Consider the following 14,729-nt stretch of genomic DNA (forward strand, 5'->3'; position numbering starts at 1 on the left):
TAGTGCATGCTTCTGGTGTCGGCGGGAACGCCGCCACGCGGATGTAGCTCAGTGGTAGAGCATCTCCTTGCCAAGGAGAGGGTCGAGAGTTCGAATCTCTTCATCCGCTTTCGTTGGTCCCATGATTGCATGTTTAGGGCAGTTCATGGTTTGATTAGCCCTTGATCTCTCAGATCTCGGGCTACTGCTGTCGCAGCATCAGCCGCTGGCTATCTACGGCTGTAAAGCCGAGCTGTTCATAGAAGCCGGCGCTGTTGGTGGTCATCAGATAGGTGCGCTCCACCTCCTGCAGCGCCGGTTCCTGAAGCAAGGCTTCCACGATTCGTCGGCCAAGCCCGCGGCCCTGTTGATCGCCGGCCACCACCACATCCCAGAGCACGGCGCGGAACACACCATCGCTGGTGGCGCGGCCGAAGCCCACCAGGCGCGAGCCTTGCCAGGCGCTGATCACCGCCTGGCTGCCGGCCAGCATTCGGCTCAGCTCGCGTTTGGAGCGGCCCCTGGCCCAGAAGCTATGGGCATCGAGCAGGCGCTGCAGCTGCTGCAGCTGACCCGGCGCACGCCGGAGGCGCCAGGCACCGCGGCGGTGGCAGATCAGCTGAATCGGCGCGGCGCTCAACGGGCCACCTTCACATCGGTGTATCGGAAATCCTCGCCCTTGAACAGGAGCGGTGCATCAAGCGCCTTGGCCAGCCCGTAGCTGAAGCAGTCGCCCAGGTTCAACGCAGCCTTGTGGTGCCCTCGGCCGTAGTGGCGCCAGCCGTGCAGGGCCCAGTGCAGCTGGTTGGCATCGAAGGGGATGGGTTGGACCTGCGCCCGGCTGAGCAGCAGTTCCAGCTCGGCCAATCCGGCATCACCCAGCTGGCTGATCACCACCATCTGGGCTTCCAGCAGGGTGGCGGTGGCGATGCGATTGGTTCGGCTCTCGCCCAGGCGGCGGAGCAGTTCTGCTGCATCAGGCTCCACCTTCAGGATCGCCACCAGTGCCGAGGTGTCGACCACGATCACACCGGTAGCCCCTGATCGTCGTAGAGCGCGTCCTGCGCTTCCTTGCCGCTCACTCCCTCCGGCCAGTGCAGCCTACGGAAGCGTTCCAGCAGAGCCTGGAGGTTGTCCTGCCGGGCGGCATCGGCGGCCTGGCTGCGCTCCAGTTCGGCGCTGAGGGCTTGCCGCACCGCATTGGTCACGGTGGTGCCCCGCCATGCGGCCAGCTGCCGGGCCATCGCGTGAACTTCGGGATCTTTGATGTTCATCCCCATGGCGTGGCGGGGTAGACAGCTGCGTTCAATCTACCCTCGCACTCGAGGGGCGACTTTGGGTTGCATGGGCTGCGGGGCCCTGCTTGCCTCTCTTGACACTCCTCAATGCCGTATTCGGCGTGCTCGCCGGGCGCGCCGATCGCCGGGCCAGTCTCGAGGAGATCGCTGAGGCCGCCGCCGCGGGTTGGGCTGGCCAGTGAGGGTCACCGCCGACACCAACATGCTGGTGCGAGTTCTCGTGCAGGACGATCCTGAGCAGGCTCGTGCCGCCATGGATCTGTGCGCCCAACCGAGTTGGTGGCGGTGCCGCTGCCGGTGCTCTGCGAGCTGGTTTGGGTGCTGAAGCGGGTGTATCGCTTTGCCGCAGCTGATTGCGTGGCTGCGATCGAGGCCCTGCTGGCCACGCGGATTGTGGTCACCGATTGCCCGGCTGCCAGGGCTGGCCTCAGGTTGCTGTCGGCCGGCGGCGATTTTGCTGATGCCGTAATCGCCTTCAGCGGCCGCCGTGTCGGCGGAGAGCGCTTCGTGAGCTTCGATCGCCGCACCGTTCAGTTGCTGGCGGATCTGGGTGAGCCGGCCGAGCTGCTCGAATGAGCTTGCCGTCCATAACGACAAGTTTTCAAGCTAACTTGTCGTCATGGACGGCAATATCCCGGAGGGCCTGCAGCGGCTGCTGCGCCAGAAGCTGATCGACGCCGTGCAGCGGCCGCTCCCCCAGCTCACCCGCCGCGACACCTGGATTCCCCGCATTCCCGGCAAAACCCTCGCCGTGATCGGCATGCGCCGCAGCGGCAAAACGTCGCTGCTCTGGCAGGAGGTAGGTGAACGCCTCGCCGCCGGCGCTGAACGGGCCTGGTTGCCCTTGGTGTCGTTTGAAGACGAGCGCCTCCTGGCCCAGTCGCCAGGGGTGGAGCTGCTCGACCACCTGCTGGAAACCTTCTTTCAGCTGCAGCCGCAGTTGCGCATCGGGCAGCCGAGGGGCTGCCTGTTTCTCGATGAGATCCAGCGCATTCCCGGCTGGGAGGGTTTCGTGCGCCGCGTGATGGATACCGAGCCCATCGACGTGGTGGTGAGCGGTTCCTCCGCGGAGATGCTCTCCAGCGAGATCGCCAGCAGCCTGCGGGGCCGGGCTGTGGAGGCTGTCGTGTTCCCGTTCAGTTTTCGCGAGTGCCTGCGCCATGCCGGCCTGGAGCCCCAGCAGCCGAGCAGCCATTGGAGCAGTGCCGAACGCTCCCAGCTGGCCCATCAGCTGGAGCTCTATCTCCACCGTGGCGGCTTTCCGGAGCTGCAGCAGGCCGATGACCGCAGCTGCTGGCTTCTGCTGAGCAGTTATGTGGATAGCACGGTGCTGCGCGATGTGATCGAGCGCCATGCCATCCGCCAACCCCTAGCGTTGCAATGGCTGGTACGGCAGCTGCTCAGCCACGGCGGCGGCGGCTTCAGCCTCAATCGCCTGCATGGTGCCCTGAAAAGCCAGGGTCTCGCCATCAGCCGTGAACACCTGGCAGAGCTGGTGGATCACCTGGAAAGCGCCTTCCTGATCCGCTGTCTCTCCGTGGTGGGTGGCTCTCTGCGCCGCCGGATGACCCTGCCGCGCAAGGTGTATCCGATTGATCCGGGCCTGTTGCCCCTCTATGAGCTGGATGGGCGCAGCAATCTCGGCCATGCCCTGGAGACCGTGGTGTTGCTGGAGCTGCTGCGCCAGGGCGCCGAGGTGGGTTATGTGCGCACCAGCGATGGCTTCGAGGTGGATTTCCATGCCCGCTTCCCGGATGGCCGCCGCGAGCTGATCAAGGTGTGCGCGGATCTCAGCGATGGCGCCACCCGTCGGCGGGAGCTGCGTTCCTTGCAGCAGGCCCTGCAGGAGCCGATCGGTGCGGCGGCCCAGGCCCGGGTGATCGCCCTGGATCGGGCCCAGCCCAGTGGTGAGTGGCCGGAAGCGGTGAGCTGGAACTCAGCGCTCGAATGGCTGCTGCAGGCGTGAATCCCGCCCAAGGGCGCCACGCCCGCTCTCAGTAGGCTGCCCGCAGCGCAAATCGGCCCACTTCCATGCTCAAGCTGCTGCTGGGTGATCCCAATGCCCGCAAGCTGAAGCGCTATCAGCCGATCGTTTCCGATATCAATCTGCTCGAAGAGGAGGTGGCCCCCCTCTCCGACGACGAGCTGCGTGGCCTCACCACTGAATTCCGCGGCAAGCTCGCTGCCTTGCAGCTGGAGTGCCAAAACCGCGGCCTGAGCCTCGAAGCCACGCTCGAACGCGAGCGAAAACTGCTCGATGAGCTGCTGCCTCAGGCCTTCGCCGTGGTGCGCGAAGCCGGCAAGCGCGTGCTCGGTATGCGCCACTTCGATGTGCAGCTGATTGGCGGCATGGTGCTGCACGACGGCCAGATCGCTGAGATGAAAACCGGCGAGGGCAAAACCCTCGTGGCCACCCTGCCCGCCTACCTCAACGCCCTCACCGGCCGCGGTGTGCACGTGGTGACGGTGAACGACTACCTCGCCCGCCGCGACGCGGAGTGGATGGGGCAGGTGCACCGCTTCCTGGGCCTCTCGGTGGGCTTGATCCAGCAAGACATGGATCCCGCCACCCGCCGCCAGAACTATGGCTGCGACATCACCTACGCCACCAACTCAGAGCTCGGGTTCGACTACCTGCGCGACAACATGGCGGCGGACATCGCCGAGGTGGTGCAGCGCGAGTTCCACTACTGCGTGATCGACGAAGTCGACTCGATCCTGATCGACGAAGCCCGCACGCCGCTGATCATCTCCGGCCAGGTGGAGCGTCCCCAGGAGAAGTATCAGAGGGCCGCTGAGGTGGCCGCCGCCCTGGTGCGCGCCGCTGAACTCGGCAAAGACGGCATCGACCCCGAGGGCGACTACGAAGTTGACGAGAAGCAGCGCAACTGCACCCTTACCGATGAGGGCTACGCCAAGGCCGAGCAGCTGCTCGGGGTGAGCGATCTGTTTGATCCCCAGGATCCCTGGGCGCACTACATCAACAACGCGCTCAAGGCGAAGGAACTCTTCGTGAAAGACGTGAACTACATCGTGCGCGGCAGCGATGCCGTGATCGTGGATGAGTTCACCGGCCGCGTGATGCCCGGTCGCCGCTGGAGCGATGGCCAGCACCAGGCGATCGAGGCCAAGGAGGGTCTGCCGATTCAGCCCGAAACCCAGACGCTCGCCTCGATCACCTACCAGAACTTCTTCCTGCTTTACCCGCGCCTGGCCGGCATGACCGGCACCGCCAAAACGGAAGAAGTGGAGTTCGAGAAGACCTACAAGCTCGAGGTCACCATTGTTCCCACCAACCGCGTGCGTTCCCGCGCCGATTGGACCGATCAGGTGTACAAGAACGAAACCGCCAAATGGCGCGCCGTGGCCCTGGAAACGGCCGAGGTGCACAAAACCGGCCGGCCGGTGCTGGTGGGCACCACCAGCGTGGAGAAATCGGAGTTGCTGAGCGCCCTGCTGGCTGAGCAGGCGATTCCCCACAACCTGCTCAACGCCAAGCCCGAGAACGTGGAGCGGGAGGCCGAGATCGTGGCCCAGGCCGGCCGCGCCGGCGCTGTGACCATCGCCACCAACATGGCCGGCCGCGGGACGGACATCATCCTGGGCGGCAACGCCGACTACATGGCCCGCCTCAAGCTGCGCGAGGTGCTGCTGCCCCGCCTGGTGCGGCCCGAAGAAGGCCACAAACCGCCGGTGCCGCTGCAGCGTGCTCCAGAAGCCGCTCCCGGCTTCGGTGCAGCCTCCAGTGCCGCCGCTGCCAAGGCCCCGTCCGAAGCCCGCGCCATTGGCGCCCTCTACCCCTGCGCCCTCAGCGATGCCACTGAGCACTCCCTCTCGGAGCTCGCCCACGATCTGGTGAAGGCCTGGGGCGACCGCCAGCTCACGGTGCTCGAGTTAGAAGACAAGATTGCCCAGGCGGCCGAGAAAGCCCCCACCGACGACGCTCAGATCCAGGCGCTGCGCTCGCTGATTGCCCGCGTGAAGGCTGAATACGAGGCCGTTACTGGCACGGAAGATGAGCAGGTGCGAGAAGCAGGCGGCCTGCACGTGATCGGCACCGAGCGCCACGAATCCCGCCGCGTGGACAACCAGCTGCGCGGCCGGGCGGGCCGCCAGGGCGACCCCGGCTCCACTCGCTTCTTCCTTTCGTTGGAAGACAACCTGCTGCGCATCTTCGGGGGCGACCGTGTGGCGGGCCTGATGAATGCCTTCCGCGTGGAGGAAGACATGCCGATCGAATCCGGCATGCTCACCCGCTCGCTCGAGGGCGCCCAAAAGAAGGTGGAAACGTACTACTACGACATCCGCAAGCAGGTGTTCGAGTACGACGAGGTGATGAACAACCAGCGCAAGGCCGTGTATGCCGAGCGCCGGCGCGTGCTCGAAGGCCGCGAGCTCAAGCAGCAAGTGGTGGGCTACGGCGAGCGCACCATGACCGACATCGTGGAGGCGTACGTGAACCCCGATCTGCCACCCGAGGAGTGGGATCTCGATCGCCTCGTGAGCAAGGTGCAGGAGTTCGTGTATCTCCTGGAGGACCTCAAGCCCGATCAGCTGCGCGGCCTCTCGGTGGAGGAGCTCAAGGCCTTCCTGCAGGAGCAGCTGCGCAACGCCTACGACATCAAGGAGGGCCAGATCGAGCAGCAGCGCCCCGGCCTGATGCGCGAAGCCGAGCGCTTCTTCATCCTCCAGCAGATCGACACGCTCTGGCGTGAACACCTGCAGGCGATGGACGCCCTGCGCGAATCGGTGGGTCTGCGCGGCTACGGCCAGAAGGATCCGCTGATCGAATACAAGAACGAGGGTTACGACATGTTCCTCGAGATGATGACCCAGATGCGCCGCAACGTGATCTACTCGATGTTCATGTTCCAGCCGGCGGCGGCGCCGCAAGCTGCCTGATCAACTCGGGCGGGGCTGTTGCGAGATCGCAGAGCCCCGCCCCACCCACTTCAGGGCTCGCCAACACGCGAAACGCGGTGTGGTCCACCACCCGATGCAAGAAGTGGCCGGGTTGATCGTTGCGCCACACACCACCGCCAACGAAATACACGCCGGGGATGAGACCCCCACCAAAGCTGAACAACACCTCCCAGCACTGGCCAGGTTCAGCGACAAAGGCGTCGCCGGGTAATGGAAACACCTGCCCGGTGATCCTGAGGCCTTGCGTGCTGGCGATGTAGCAACCGCAGCGCAGGGCCTGGGCCGAACTGCTGAGGGCCGCGGCGTAGCGAAAGCGCAGCTGAAAGGCTGCGCGAAACGGAATCTGATTGCGGGGCCGGCCATCCGGGGTTTCGATGCTCACACCGAGGATCTCCACACCCTCGCTCGCATACACCTCACGGCTGCTGGGCACCAGCAATCCAGGCTCCATCGCCTCCGTGCCGCCGCTGGGGCTGCAGCTCTGGTGCACCTGCGATGCCGCCCCCGCTGCCGTTGCAGCGCCCTGCTGTTGCAGCTGCTCTCGTTTACGACGGATCACCGCTGCCCACTCCGCATCCGGTGCATTCGCCAACTGCTGATAGGTGGTGGTCACCAGCGAGGGTTGCCCCATCAGCTGGGCTTGGCCGCGATGCAACAGCAGCGCCTGATCACAGTGCTGGATGATCTGGGCGCAGCTGTGGGTCACCAGCAAGATCGAGGTGCCCGAGGCCTTGAGCTGGCTCAGGCGCGCAAAACACTTCTTCTGGAACAGTTCATCACCCACCGCCAGGGCTTCATCCACGATCAGGATGTCGGGATCAATGCTGGCCTGCACCGCAAACGCCAGGCGAAGCGCCATTCCACTGGAATAGGTCTTCACGGGTTGGTGCACATAGTCGCCGATATCTGCAAACGCCAGGATGGCGTCGAGCTTGTCTTCAGTTTGTTGCTGACTGAGCCCCAGCAGGGAGGCATTCAAAAACACATTTTCAATACCGCTGAACTCCGGGTTGAAGCCGCTGCCCAGCTCCAGCAGTCCCGCCACCCGTCCTTGGCGATGCACCGTGCCCTCGCTGGGGGTGAGGGTGCCACACAACAGCTGCAGCAGGGTGCTCTTCCCCGAACCATTACGCCCCACAACCCCCAGGGTCTGACCAGCCGGCAAAGCAAAGCTCACACCCCGGAGCGCCCATTTCTCCTGATACAGCTGCCGCCGCTCACCCCAAAGACCCTGGGCCAACCGGGCGCGCGGTGAGGGAAAGATCCTGTAGCACTTCCCCAAATCCTCAGCCTGCAGGGCGATCGCTGCTGTCATGGCGCTACATCACATCCGCAAAACCACGCCGGGCTTTCAGAAACAAGCGAAACCCCAGCTCGCAGCCCAGCAGCGCCAGCGGAACGCCTAACAGCACAAACAGGATCTCAGGCTGTTCACCCCGCACCAGGACCCGCCGCGTTTGCTCAATCACAGGCACCAGGGGGTTCACCCGCAGCCAGGGCTGCCAACGCTCTGGCAATGCCGACAGCGGATAAAAAATCGCACTGAGAAACATCAACATACTGAGCCCCACACTCACCACCTGCGGCAAATCCCGCAGAAACACCCCAAGGGCTGAGAGCAACCAACACACCCCCAAACAGCCCAGCACGAGCGGCAGCCAAACCAGTGGCAGCCAGAGCGCCGTGACCGGAATGGCGCCCACAGCCATCCATTCGAACAGCCCCAGCACCACCAAACTGGTGCACGCGTGAAACCCAGCCGCACCAACCGCAACAGCGCTCAACACCTCAAGTGGAAACACCACCTTGGTGACATAACTCGGCTCACTGAGCACGAGCGTGGGGGCCTTGCCCACGCACTCCGCCGCCAGGTTGAACACGATCAACCCGGCGAACAAATTGATCGCAAAACCCAGTGGCCCCGCCTGCTCCAGATCCGGCCAACGGGCTTTGAACACCGTGGAGAACACAAACGTGTACACCGCCAACATCAGCAAGGGGTTGAGCAAGCTCCAGCCCCAGCCCAGCAGGGAACCCCGATAGCGACCCACCACCTCCCGCTGGGTGAGCCGCCAGAGCAGGATGCGGTGCTGATGCAAACGACGCAGCCACAACGGCGCCAGACCCCAGGCCTTCATGGACGCTGTTGCTCGTCGCCGAGAAATTCCAGAATCTCACGGTCTTTGAGGTTCTGGGCCGCTCCGCGGCAGGGTTCCAGCAGCGGCTGGCCCGCCGCCAATTCCCGCAGGCACGCCTGCGTGCGGGCGAGCTCCCCCTCCAATTGATCGATGCGCTCCATCAGGTTGCGGATCACGCGCGCCTCCGCATCCGGCAACGCGGAGTGGGCCAGCGGATCGATGCGCACACCGCTCTGGTGAATCACTCGCCCCGGGATGCCCACCACGGTGCTGTCAGGCGCGACATCGCGAAGGACCACCGAGCCGGCGCCGATCCGCGTGTTAGCACCCACCTGAATAGCTCCCAGCACCTTCGCACCAGCCCCAACCACGACGTTGTGCTTGAGGGTCGGGTGGCGTTTGCCATGGGCCTTGCCAGTGCCGCCCAAGGTCACCCCCTGGTACAGCAAGCAGTTGTCACCGATCACGCTTGTTTCACCAATCACCACGCCCATGCCGTGATCGATGAAGACACCTCGGCCAATTTGAGCACCGGGATGGATTTCGATACCCGTGAGCCAGCGACCCAATTGGCTGAGAATTCGCGCCAGCAGAGGCGTCAACGGCCAGCGGAGCCGCCAGAGCTGGTGGCTCACGCGATGCAGCGTCAGAGCGTGCAGCCCCGGATAGCAGCACAGAATCTCCAGGACCCCACGGGCCGCCGGATCGCGCTCCTTGATGATCGCCAGGTCGGCGCGCAGGGCGTTGAGCATGGGGAGAGTCTGCCGGCTCAGACCGCCAGCAGGCCGATCTCCTTGCGGAGCAGATCGATCGTGGCACTGCCCAAATAACTTTGGGCACAGTGCACCTGGGGCAGGCGCATCAGCTGGGCGCGGTTCTGGCGCAGGTTCTGCTCCACCAGCGGCAAGCTCGGCCGATCGCACAGCACATGGCTCGAGGCCCGCAACAAGGCCAACAAGCGGCTACTCACATCGGGCGTTGCCGTCATCAGCAGGAGCTCACTGCCGCGCATGCTGTGCAAAATCACCTCAGCTGCGCGCAGGATGCCCGGGCTGATGCTCACAAGGCCCACACAGCTGCCGGCCTTGAGGTCTTTGAGCAGGTCGAGCTCGTGGCGGAAGTCGTTGAGGTCCACCGGCACGGCGCGCACGCTGTGGCGGCGGGCGATCTCCTCCACCGGCTGCAGGAAGTAGCGGCTGGTCACCACCGTGCCATTGCTAGAGCTTTCGAGAACGCTTTCCAGCTCCTCCATCGGCACCACTTCCACCGGAACATCCAGGTGGGGCGTCAGCTCCTCAGCAATCAGCATCGAGGCGCCAATGTCCTCCCGAGGGGTACTCACCAGCACCCGGGCGCCGCAGCGCAAGCGCCAGTCGATCTCGCGGGTGAACAGATCGCGGGCCTGCTGCAGGGTGCAGCCGGCATTGAGCAAACCATCCACGCTCTGGCGCACCTCGCGGTCGATATCCGGCAGATGGCGGCTACGGGGACCCGGTGCGGGCTTGATGTCGCGCGGGTTCTGCTGGTCGCGCACATAGATGCCAGAGCCGGCCATGGCTTCCACAACGCCATCGTTCTCCAGCTGGCGGTACACCTTGCTGATCGTGTTGCGGTGCAGGCCGGTCTGCATCGCTAGCTGGCGCGTGCTCGGTAAGCGATGACCGGGCGGAAAATGCCGAGCCGCAATCGCAAAGCAGATCTGGTTGTACAGCTGGCTCGACGCCGGGATGTCGCTGTCCTGCTGAATGTGGAACCGCAAACCGGAGTGGCACAACGCTGCGGCGCCACCATACGGATCTTTGGCGCCGGTGACAATTGCAATCCCGGCATAAGCGGCTGTGACGAAAGCGATTCAGGCGAACCACACCGAAGTGATCACCCCCGAGGGCGCCATGCCCGCCTGGTGGGCGCGCCCCGAGGCCCCGAGAGCGGGTGTGCTGGTGCTGCCCGAGGTGTTCGGCGTGAACGGCTGGGTGCGCAGCGTGGCCGACCGCCTGGCGGAGCAGGGCTATGCGTCTCTCGCCATCAGCACCTTCTGGCGCACGGCGCCTCGGCTGGAAGCCGGCTACGACGAGGCCGGTTTGCTGCTGGGCCGGCAGCACCGCGATCAAGTGCGGGCCGAACAGCTGCGCGCCGATGTGATGGCGGCGGCGGCCTGGATGCAGCAAAGCCACAGCGCTGATGGGTTGGGAGAGAAGCCCCTGGGTTGCGTGGGCTTCTGCTTTGGCGGCCACCTGGCGATGCTCGCTGCCACCCTGCCGGTGATTGCCGCCACGTGTGATTTCTATGGCGCTCGCGTCTCCACCGATCGCCCCGGCGGCGGTGCGCCCACGCTTACCGATGTGCCGCAGATTCCCGGCAGGCTGTGGTGCTTCTGCGGCGATCAGGATCCACTCATGCCCCCGGAAGAGCTCAGCGCGATCGAGCAGGCTCTGGCGGCCGCACCAGGCAACCGACACCGTTTTGTGCGGGCCCCGGGCGCCGGCCACGGCTACATGTGCGAAGCCCGCGCCGACTTCAACGCCGAAGCCTCAGCCGCCGGTTGGGCGGCGATGCTCGAGCTGTTTGGTGAAACGCTCTGAAGGCGGCAGAGCCGCCTGGCTGGTTGAGCCTCAGCCCTCAGCGGCTGCTGCAGCGGCCTGTTGGCGCGGAGTTTCGATCGTGCGCACGGCCTTGCTGGCGGCGGCTTCGGCTTCTTTCTCCTTGGCCAGCGGCGTTTTGCGCGGCGTGAGGAACATGATCATGTTGCGGCCCTCGCGCTTGGGCTCCTGCTGGATCTCGGCCTTTTCCTCAAGGTCTTTGGCCATGCGCTTGAGCAGCTGCTCGGCCAAGGCGGTGTGCTGGATCTCGCGGCCCCGGAAGATCACGGTGCACTTCACCTTGTCGCCGGCTTTAAGGAAGCGGGAAGCCTGACCGATCCGCACGTCGTAATCGTGCTGATCGATCTTGTAGCGCATCTTCACCTCCTTCACTTCGGTTTGGTGAGATTTTTTCTTGGCTTCCTTGGCCTTCTTTTCCTGCTCAAACTTGAACTTGCCGTAGTCCATGATCCGGCACACCGGCGGATCAGCCTTCTCGCTCACCAGCACCAGGTCGAGCTCGCGGTCTTTGGCCACCTCCAGGGCCGCCTCCCGCGTGATCACCCCCAGCTGACTGCCGTCGGCATCCACCACCCGCAACTGGGGATAGCTGATGCGGTCGTTGATGTTGGGGAGCTCCCGCACCGGAGCGCGGCGGTCAAAACGAGGACGAGGTGGCATTCAGGCGGGCGAGAGGACGAAAAGAAAACAGTGTCTGTTCACCCTTCACCCTAGAACGCGCTCGATCGCCTGCAAGGCCTGCTGCAGCGGATCGGCGCCATCCAGCCAGAGCGGCTGATGCTGGCGGCGGAACCAGGTGCGCTGGCGTTTGGCGAATTGCTGGGTGCGTTGGGTGGTGAGGGCGATCGCTTCGGGTTCCTGCAGGTCCCCGCTCAGTACGGCCTTGGCCTCGCCGTAGCCGATCGTGTCGAGCAGGGGGCAGGCCTCCCCGTAGCGCTCGATCAGGCTGCGGGTTTCCTCCACCAGCCCTTCGGCGTAGAGGCCAGCGCTGCGCAGGGCGATGCGGCGCTTGAGATCCGGCGGATTCAGGCCCAGCTCCAGCACGCGCCATGGGGGCGGTGTAGCTCCCTGTTGGGCGCTCAGCGGTTGGCCGGTGGCATAGATCACCTCCAGGGCCCGTTGGGTGCGCAAGGCGTCGTTGGCCATGATCCGCGCACCCGCCGTTGGGTCGGCGGCGCAGAGCAGTTGGTGGCAGAGGGGCTGGCCGAAGGCGTCGAGCTGGGCCCGTAGCTGGGGCTGGGGCGGAACGGCCGGCGGCGTCATCCCCTGAGTGATCGCTTTGAGATAGAGGCCGCTGCCGCCCACCAGTAGGGCGATGCCGCGCCGGGCGTGTTCAGCGGTGATCACCTGTTCGGCTTCAGCCCGGAATTCCTGCAGGTTGATCGGTTGATCGGGGCGGCGCAGGTCCAGCAGCTCATGGCGCACCGCCGCCCGCTGGGCCGGGGTGGGCTTGGCGGTGCCGATATCCATCTCCTTGTAAAGCTGCCGCGAATCCACCGACAGCACCGCTAGATCCAGTGCCTGGGCTAGCTCGATGCCGAGGGCCGTTTTGCCGCTGGCGGTGGGCCCCAGCAGCACAATCACGAGGGGCTGGGCAGCGGTTTCGGCTTGACTCATCCGGGCACTTTGCCGGCGGGCCTGTCGCCTGACCTGCGTGCCGCCGATTGCACCCCTTGCCGAAAAGCGCGCGGAGGGGCAGCCAGAAGCGCCTCTATTGCATCGGTGGTAGATTGGGCCTTCAGGCACGGCCTTTGCGCGCCTCCCTGCCCCTTGCCGCGCTTGCCAACGGGCTCTTGCGGCAGGAAGACGTGCCCCCGCCGGATCCCATGAGCGAAGCCACCAAAGTTCAGGCCGCCTACGGCGCCGAGCAGATCCAGGTGCTGGAAGGCCTGGAGCCGGTGCGCAAACGCCCGGGCATGTACATCGGCTCCACCGGGCCGCGGGGCTTGCACCACCTCGTGTACGAGGTGGTCGACAACTCGGTCGACGAGGCGCTTGCCGGCCACTGCAACGAAATTCTCGTCGTCCTCAATGAGGACGGCAGCTGCGCCGTCACCGACAACGGCCGCGGCATCCCCACCGACGTGCACCCCCGCACCGGCAAGAGCGCCCTGGAAACGGTGCTCACCGTGCTGCACGCCGGCGGCAAGTTCGGCGCCGGCGGTTACAAGGTGTCGGGCGGCTTGCACGGCGTGGGCGTGTCGGTGGTGAACGCCCTCTCCGAATGGGTGGAGGTGACGGTTCACCGCCAAGGGCAGGAGCACCTGCAGCGGTTCGAGCGCGGTGCTCCGATCGGTTCGCTCGCCTCCAAGCCCTCCGCCGATGCCACCCTCACCGGCACCTCGGTGTGCTTCAAGCCCGACATCGAGATTTTCACGGGCGGCATCGAGTTCGATTACCACACCCTCTCGGCGCGTCTGCGCGAGCTCGCCTACCTCAATGGTGGTGTGCGCATCGTGTTCCGCGATGAGCGCCCCGCGGCGCGCAACGCCGAAGGCGCGGCCCACGAGGAGATCTACCACTACGAAGGCGGCATCAAGGAATACGTTGCCTATATGAACGCGGAGAAGGATGCCCTCCACCCCGACATCATCTATGTGAACTCCGAAAAAGACGGAGTTCAGGTGGAGGCGGCGCTGCAGTGGTGCGTGGATGCCTACTCCGACAATATCTTTGGTTTCGCCAATAACATCCGCACGGTGGATGGCGGCACCCACATTGAAGGCTTGAAAACGGTCCTCACCCGCACCCTCAATGCCTTCGCCAAGAAGCGCGGCAAGCGCAAAGACGCTGACGCCAATCTTGCCGGCGAAAACATCCGCGAAGGTCTCACCGCGGTGCTGTCGGTGAAGGTGCCCGAGCCCGAGTTTGAGGGCCAAACCAAAACCAAGCTCGGCAACACCGAGGTGCGCGGCATTGTGGATTCACTGGTGGGTGAGGCCCTCAGTGAATACCTGGAGTTCAACCCCTCGGTGATCGATCTGATCCTCGAGAAGGCCATCCAGGCGTTCAACGCTGCTGAAGCCGCTCGCCGCGCCCGCGAGCTTGTGCGACGCAAGAGTGTGCTGGAGAGCTCAACCCTGCCCGGCAAGTTGGCCGATTGCTCCTCCCGCGATCCTGGTGAATCCGAGATCTACATTGTGGAGGGTGATTCCGCCGGTGGCTCCGCCAAGCAGGGCCGCGATCGCCGCTTCCAGGCGATCCTGCCCCTGCGCGGCAAAATTCTCAACATCGAGAAGACCGACGACGCCAAAATTTATAAGAACACCGAGATCCAGGCGCTGATCACGGCTCTCGGTTTGGGCATCAAAGGGGAAGAGTTCGACGAAAAGAACCTCCGCTACCACCGCATCGTGATCATGACCGATGCCGACGTGGACGGAGCTCACATCCGTACCCTTCTGCTCACCTTCTTCTATCGCTATCAGAAGGCGCTTGTGGAAGGCGGTTACATCTACATTGCCTGCCCGCCCCTTTACAAAGTGGAGCGCGGCAAAAACCACAGCTATTGCTACAACGAAGGTGATCTCAAGCGCGTGGTGGAGGGCTTCGGCGAGAAGGCCAATTACACCATCCAACGCTTTAAGGGCTTGGGCGAAATGATGCCTCAGCAGCTGTGGGAAACCACGATGGATCCCACCACCCGCACGATGAAGCGCGTGGAGATCGAAGATGCCGCCGAAGCCGATCGCATTTTCACGATCCTGATGGGCGACAAGGTGGCCCCCCGCCGCGAGTTCATCGAAACCCACAGCGCTGAGCTCGATCTGGCGCAGCTGGATATCTGAGTG

Annotated in this window: 14 protein-coding genes and 1 tRNA gene; 6 read left to right on the forward strand and 9 right to left on the reverse strand. The window is 64.6% G+C overall.

Translation table 11 applies throughout. From position 1 onward, the window contains the following. Positions 1 to 37: 37 nt before the first annotated feature. Positions 38 to 109: transfer RNA gene (locus KUL97_RS10565), tRNA-Gly, on the forward strand. 72 nt (positions 110 to 181) lie between these two features. Here the strand turns inward: KUL97_RS10565 and KUL97_RS10570 are convergent. The 3 genes from KUL97_RS10570 to KUL97_RS10580 are packed head-to-tail and all read right to left on the reverse strand — an operon-like array spanning position 182 to position 1,259. After that, positions 182 to 619: a GNAT family N-acetyltransferase gene (locus tag KUL97_RS10570; protein WP_217796944.1), complete on the reverse strand. Its 438-nt coding sequence runs from the start codon at positions 617 to 619 to the stop codon at positions 182 to 184. Further along, on the reverse strand, positions 616 to 1,002 hold the full coding sequence (locus KUL97_RS10575) for a type II toxin-antitoxin system VapC family toxin (RefSeq protein WP_368656142.1): 387 nt from the start codon (positions 1,000 to 1,002) through the stop codon (positions 616 to 618). The genes KUL97_RS10570 and KUL97_RS10575 overlap by 4 nt, the downstream gene beginning before the upstream one ends. A 2-nt stretch (positions 1,003 to 1,004) precedes the next feature. After that, positions 1,005 to 1,259, reverse strand: a complete 255-nt coding sequence (locus tag KUL97_RS10580) for a type II toxin-antitoxin system VapB family antitoxin (protein WP_217796945.1) — start codon at positions 1,257 to 1,259, stop codon at positions 1,005 to 1,007. Between the two features lie 279 nt (positions 1,260 to 1,538). Between KUL97_RS10580 and KUL97_RS10585 the strand changes: the two genes are divergently transcribed. The 3 genes from KUL97_RS10585 to secA all read left to right on the forward strand — a co-directional run bounded on the left by KUL97_RS10585 (position 1,539) and on the right by secA (position 6,179). Next, complete coding sequence (locus tag KUL97_RS10585) at positions 1,539 to 1,853, forward strand: PIN domain-containing protein (protein WP_217796946.1); 315 nt, start codon at positions 1,539 to 1,541, stop codon at positions 1,851 to 1,853. A 43-nt stretch (positions 1,854 to 1,896) separates the two neighbouring features. Beyond that, a complete protein-coding gene (locus KUL97_RS10590) occupies positions 1,897 to 3,243 on the forward strand; it encodes an ATP-binding protein (protein ID WP_217796947.1) in 1,347 nt (448 codons plus the stop codon). Between the two features lie 65 nt (positions 3,244 to 3,308). Further along, entirely contained in the window at positions 3,309 to 6,179 is a 2,871-nt protein-coding gene (gene secA, locus KUL97_RS10595) for a preprotein translocase subunit SecA (RefSeq protein WP_217796948.1), read from the forward strand. On the opposite strand, the gene KUL97_RS10600 is transcribed toward secA, so the two are convergent. Genes KUL97_RS10600 through KUL97_RS10615 form a run of 4 tightly spaced genes read right to left on the reverse strand, consistent with a single transcriptional unit; the run spans position 6,142 to position 10,097 of the window. Further along, positions 6,142 to 7,515 (reverse strand): ABC transporter ATP-binding protein, encoded by a 1,374-nt coding sequence (locus KUL97_RS10600; RefSeq protein ID WP_217796949.1) that lies wholly within the window; start codon positions 7,513 to 7,515, stop codon positions 6,142 to 6,144. The two genes, secA and KUL97_RS10600, sit on opposite strands and share 38 nt — an antisense overlap. Positions 7,516 to 7,519: 4 nt before the next feature. Continuing rightward, on the reverse strand, positions 7,520 to 8,338 hold the full coding sequence (locus KUL97_RS10605; protein ID WP_217796950.1) for an ABC transporter permease: 819 nt from the start codon (positions 8,336 to 8,338) through the stop codon (positions 7,520 to 7,522). Beyond that, positions 8,335 to 9,090 (reverse strand): serine O-acetyltransferase, encoded by a 756-nt coding sequence (cysE, locus tag KUL97_RS10610; protein ID WP_217796951.1) that lies wholly within the window; start codon positions 9,088 to 9,090, stop codon positions 8,335 to 8,337. Before cysE ends, KUL97_RS10605 begins: the two co-directional genes overlap by 4 nt. Before the next feature lie 17 nt (positions 9,091 to 9,107). Then, positions 9,108 to 10,097: a GntR family transcriptional regulator gene (locus KUL97_RS10615; RefSeq protein ID WP_217796952.1), complete on the reverse strand. Its 990-nt coding sequence runs from the start codon at positions 10,095 to 10,097 to the stop codon at positions 9,108 to 9,110. A 79-nt stretch (positions 10,098 to 10,176) separates the two neighbouring features. Here KUL97_RS10615 and KUL97_RS10620 point away from each other — a divergent pair, with 79 nt between their 5' ends. After that, positions 10,177 to 10,920, forward strand: coding sequence for a dienelactone hydrolase family protein (locus tag KUL97_RS10620; RefSeq protein WP_368656143.1), 744 nt, complete (start codon positions 10,177 to 10,179; stop codon positions 10,918 to 10,920). Between the two features lie 30 nt (positions 10,921 to 10,950). Here KUL97_RS10620 and infC read toward each other — a convergent pair whose 3' ends face one another. Continuing rightward, positions 10,951 to 11,598 (reverse strand): translation initiation factor IF-3, encoded by a 648-nt coding sequence (infC, locus tag KUL97_RS10625; protein WP_217796953.1) that lies wholly within the window; start codon positions 11,596 to 11,598, stop codon positions 10,951 to 10,953. Between the two features lie 45 nt (positions 11,599 to 11,643). After that, positions 11,644 to 12,555 (reverse strand): tRNA (adenosine(37)-N6)-dimethylallyltransferase MiaA, encoded by a 912-nt coding sequence (miaA, locus tag KUL97_RS10630; protein ID WP_217796954.1) that lies wholly within the window; start codon positions 12,553 to 12,555, stop codon positions 11,644 to 11,646. Between the two features lie 209 nt (positions 12,556 to 12,764). Between miaA and gyrB the strand changes: the two genes are divergently transcribed. After that, positions 12,765 to 14,726: a DNA topoisomerase (ATP-hydrolyzing) subunit B gene (gyrB, locus tag KUL97_RS10635; protein WP_217796955.1), complete on the forward strand. Its 1,962-nt coding sequence runs from the start codon at positions 12,765 to 12,767 to the stop codon at positions 14,724 to 14,726. Positions 14,727 to 14,729: the final 3 nt, after the last annotated feature.

The sequence above is a fragment of the Synechococcus sp. HK05 genome, assembly GCF_019104765.1.
Taxonomy (GTDB): domain Bacteria; phylum Cyanobacteriota; class Cyanobacteriia; order PCC-6307; family Cyanobiaceae; genus Vulcanococcus.

Bases quoted from the DNA above. Each gene is read 5' to 3' on its own strand.
- gyrB (WP_217796955.1), top strand. From the start codon at position 12,765: ATGAGCGAAGCCACCAAAGTTCAGGCCGCCTACGGCGCCGAGCAGATC.
- cysE (WP_217796951.1), bottom strand. From the start codon at position 9,090: ATGCTCAACGCCCTGCGCGCCGACCTGGCGATCATCAAGGAGCGCGAT.
- secA (WP_217796948.1), top strand. From the start codon at position 3,309: ATGCTCAAGCTGCTGCTGGGTGATCCCAATGCCCGCAAGCTGAAGCGC.
- KUL97_RS10590 (WP_217796947.1), top strand. From the start codon at position 1,897: ATGGACGGCAATATCCCGGAGGGCCTGCAGCGGCTGCTGCGCCAGAAG.
- KUL97_RS10600 (WP_217796949.1), bottom strand. From the start codon at position 7,515: ATGACAGCAGCGATCGCCCTGCAGGCTGAGGATTTGGGGAAGTGCTAC.
- KUL97_RS10605 (WP_217796950.1), bottom strand. From the start codon at position 8,338: ATGAAGGCCTGGGGTCTGGCGCCGTTGTGGCTGCGTCGTTTGCATCAG.
- infC (WP_217796953.1), bottom strand. From the start codon at position 11,598: ATGCCACCTCGTCCTCGTTTTGACCGCCGCGCTCCGGTGCGGGAGCTC.
- miaA (WP_217796954.1), bottom strand. From the start codon at position 12,555: ATGAGTCAAGCCGAAACCGCTGCCCAGCCCCTCGTGATTGTGCTGCTG.
- KUL97_RS10580 (WP_217796945.1), bottom strand. From the start codon at position 1,259: ATGGGGATGAACATCAAAGATCCCGAAGTTCACGCGATGGCCCGGCAG.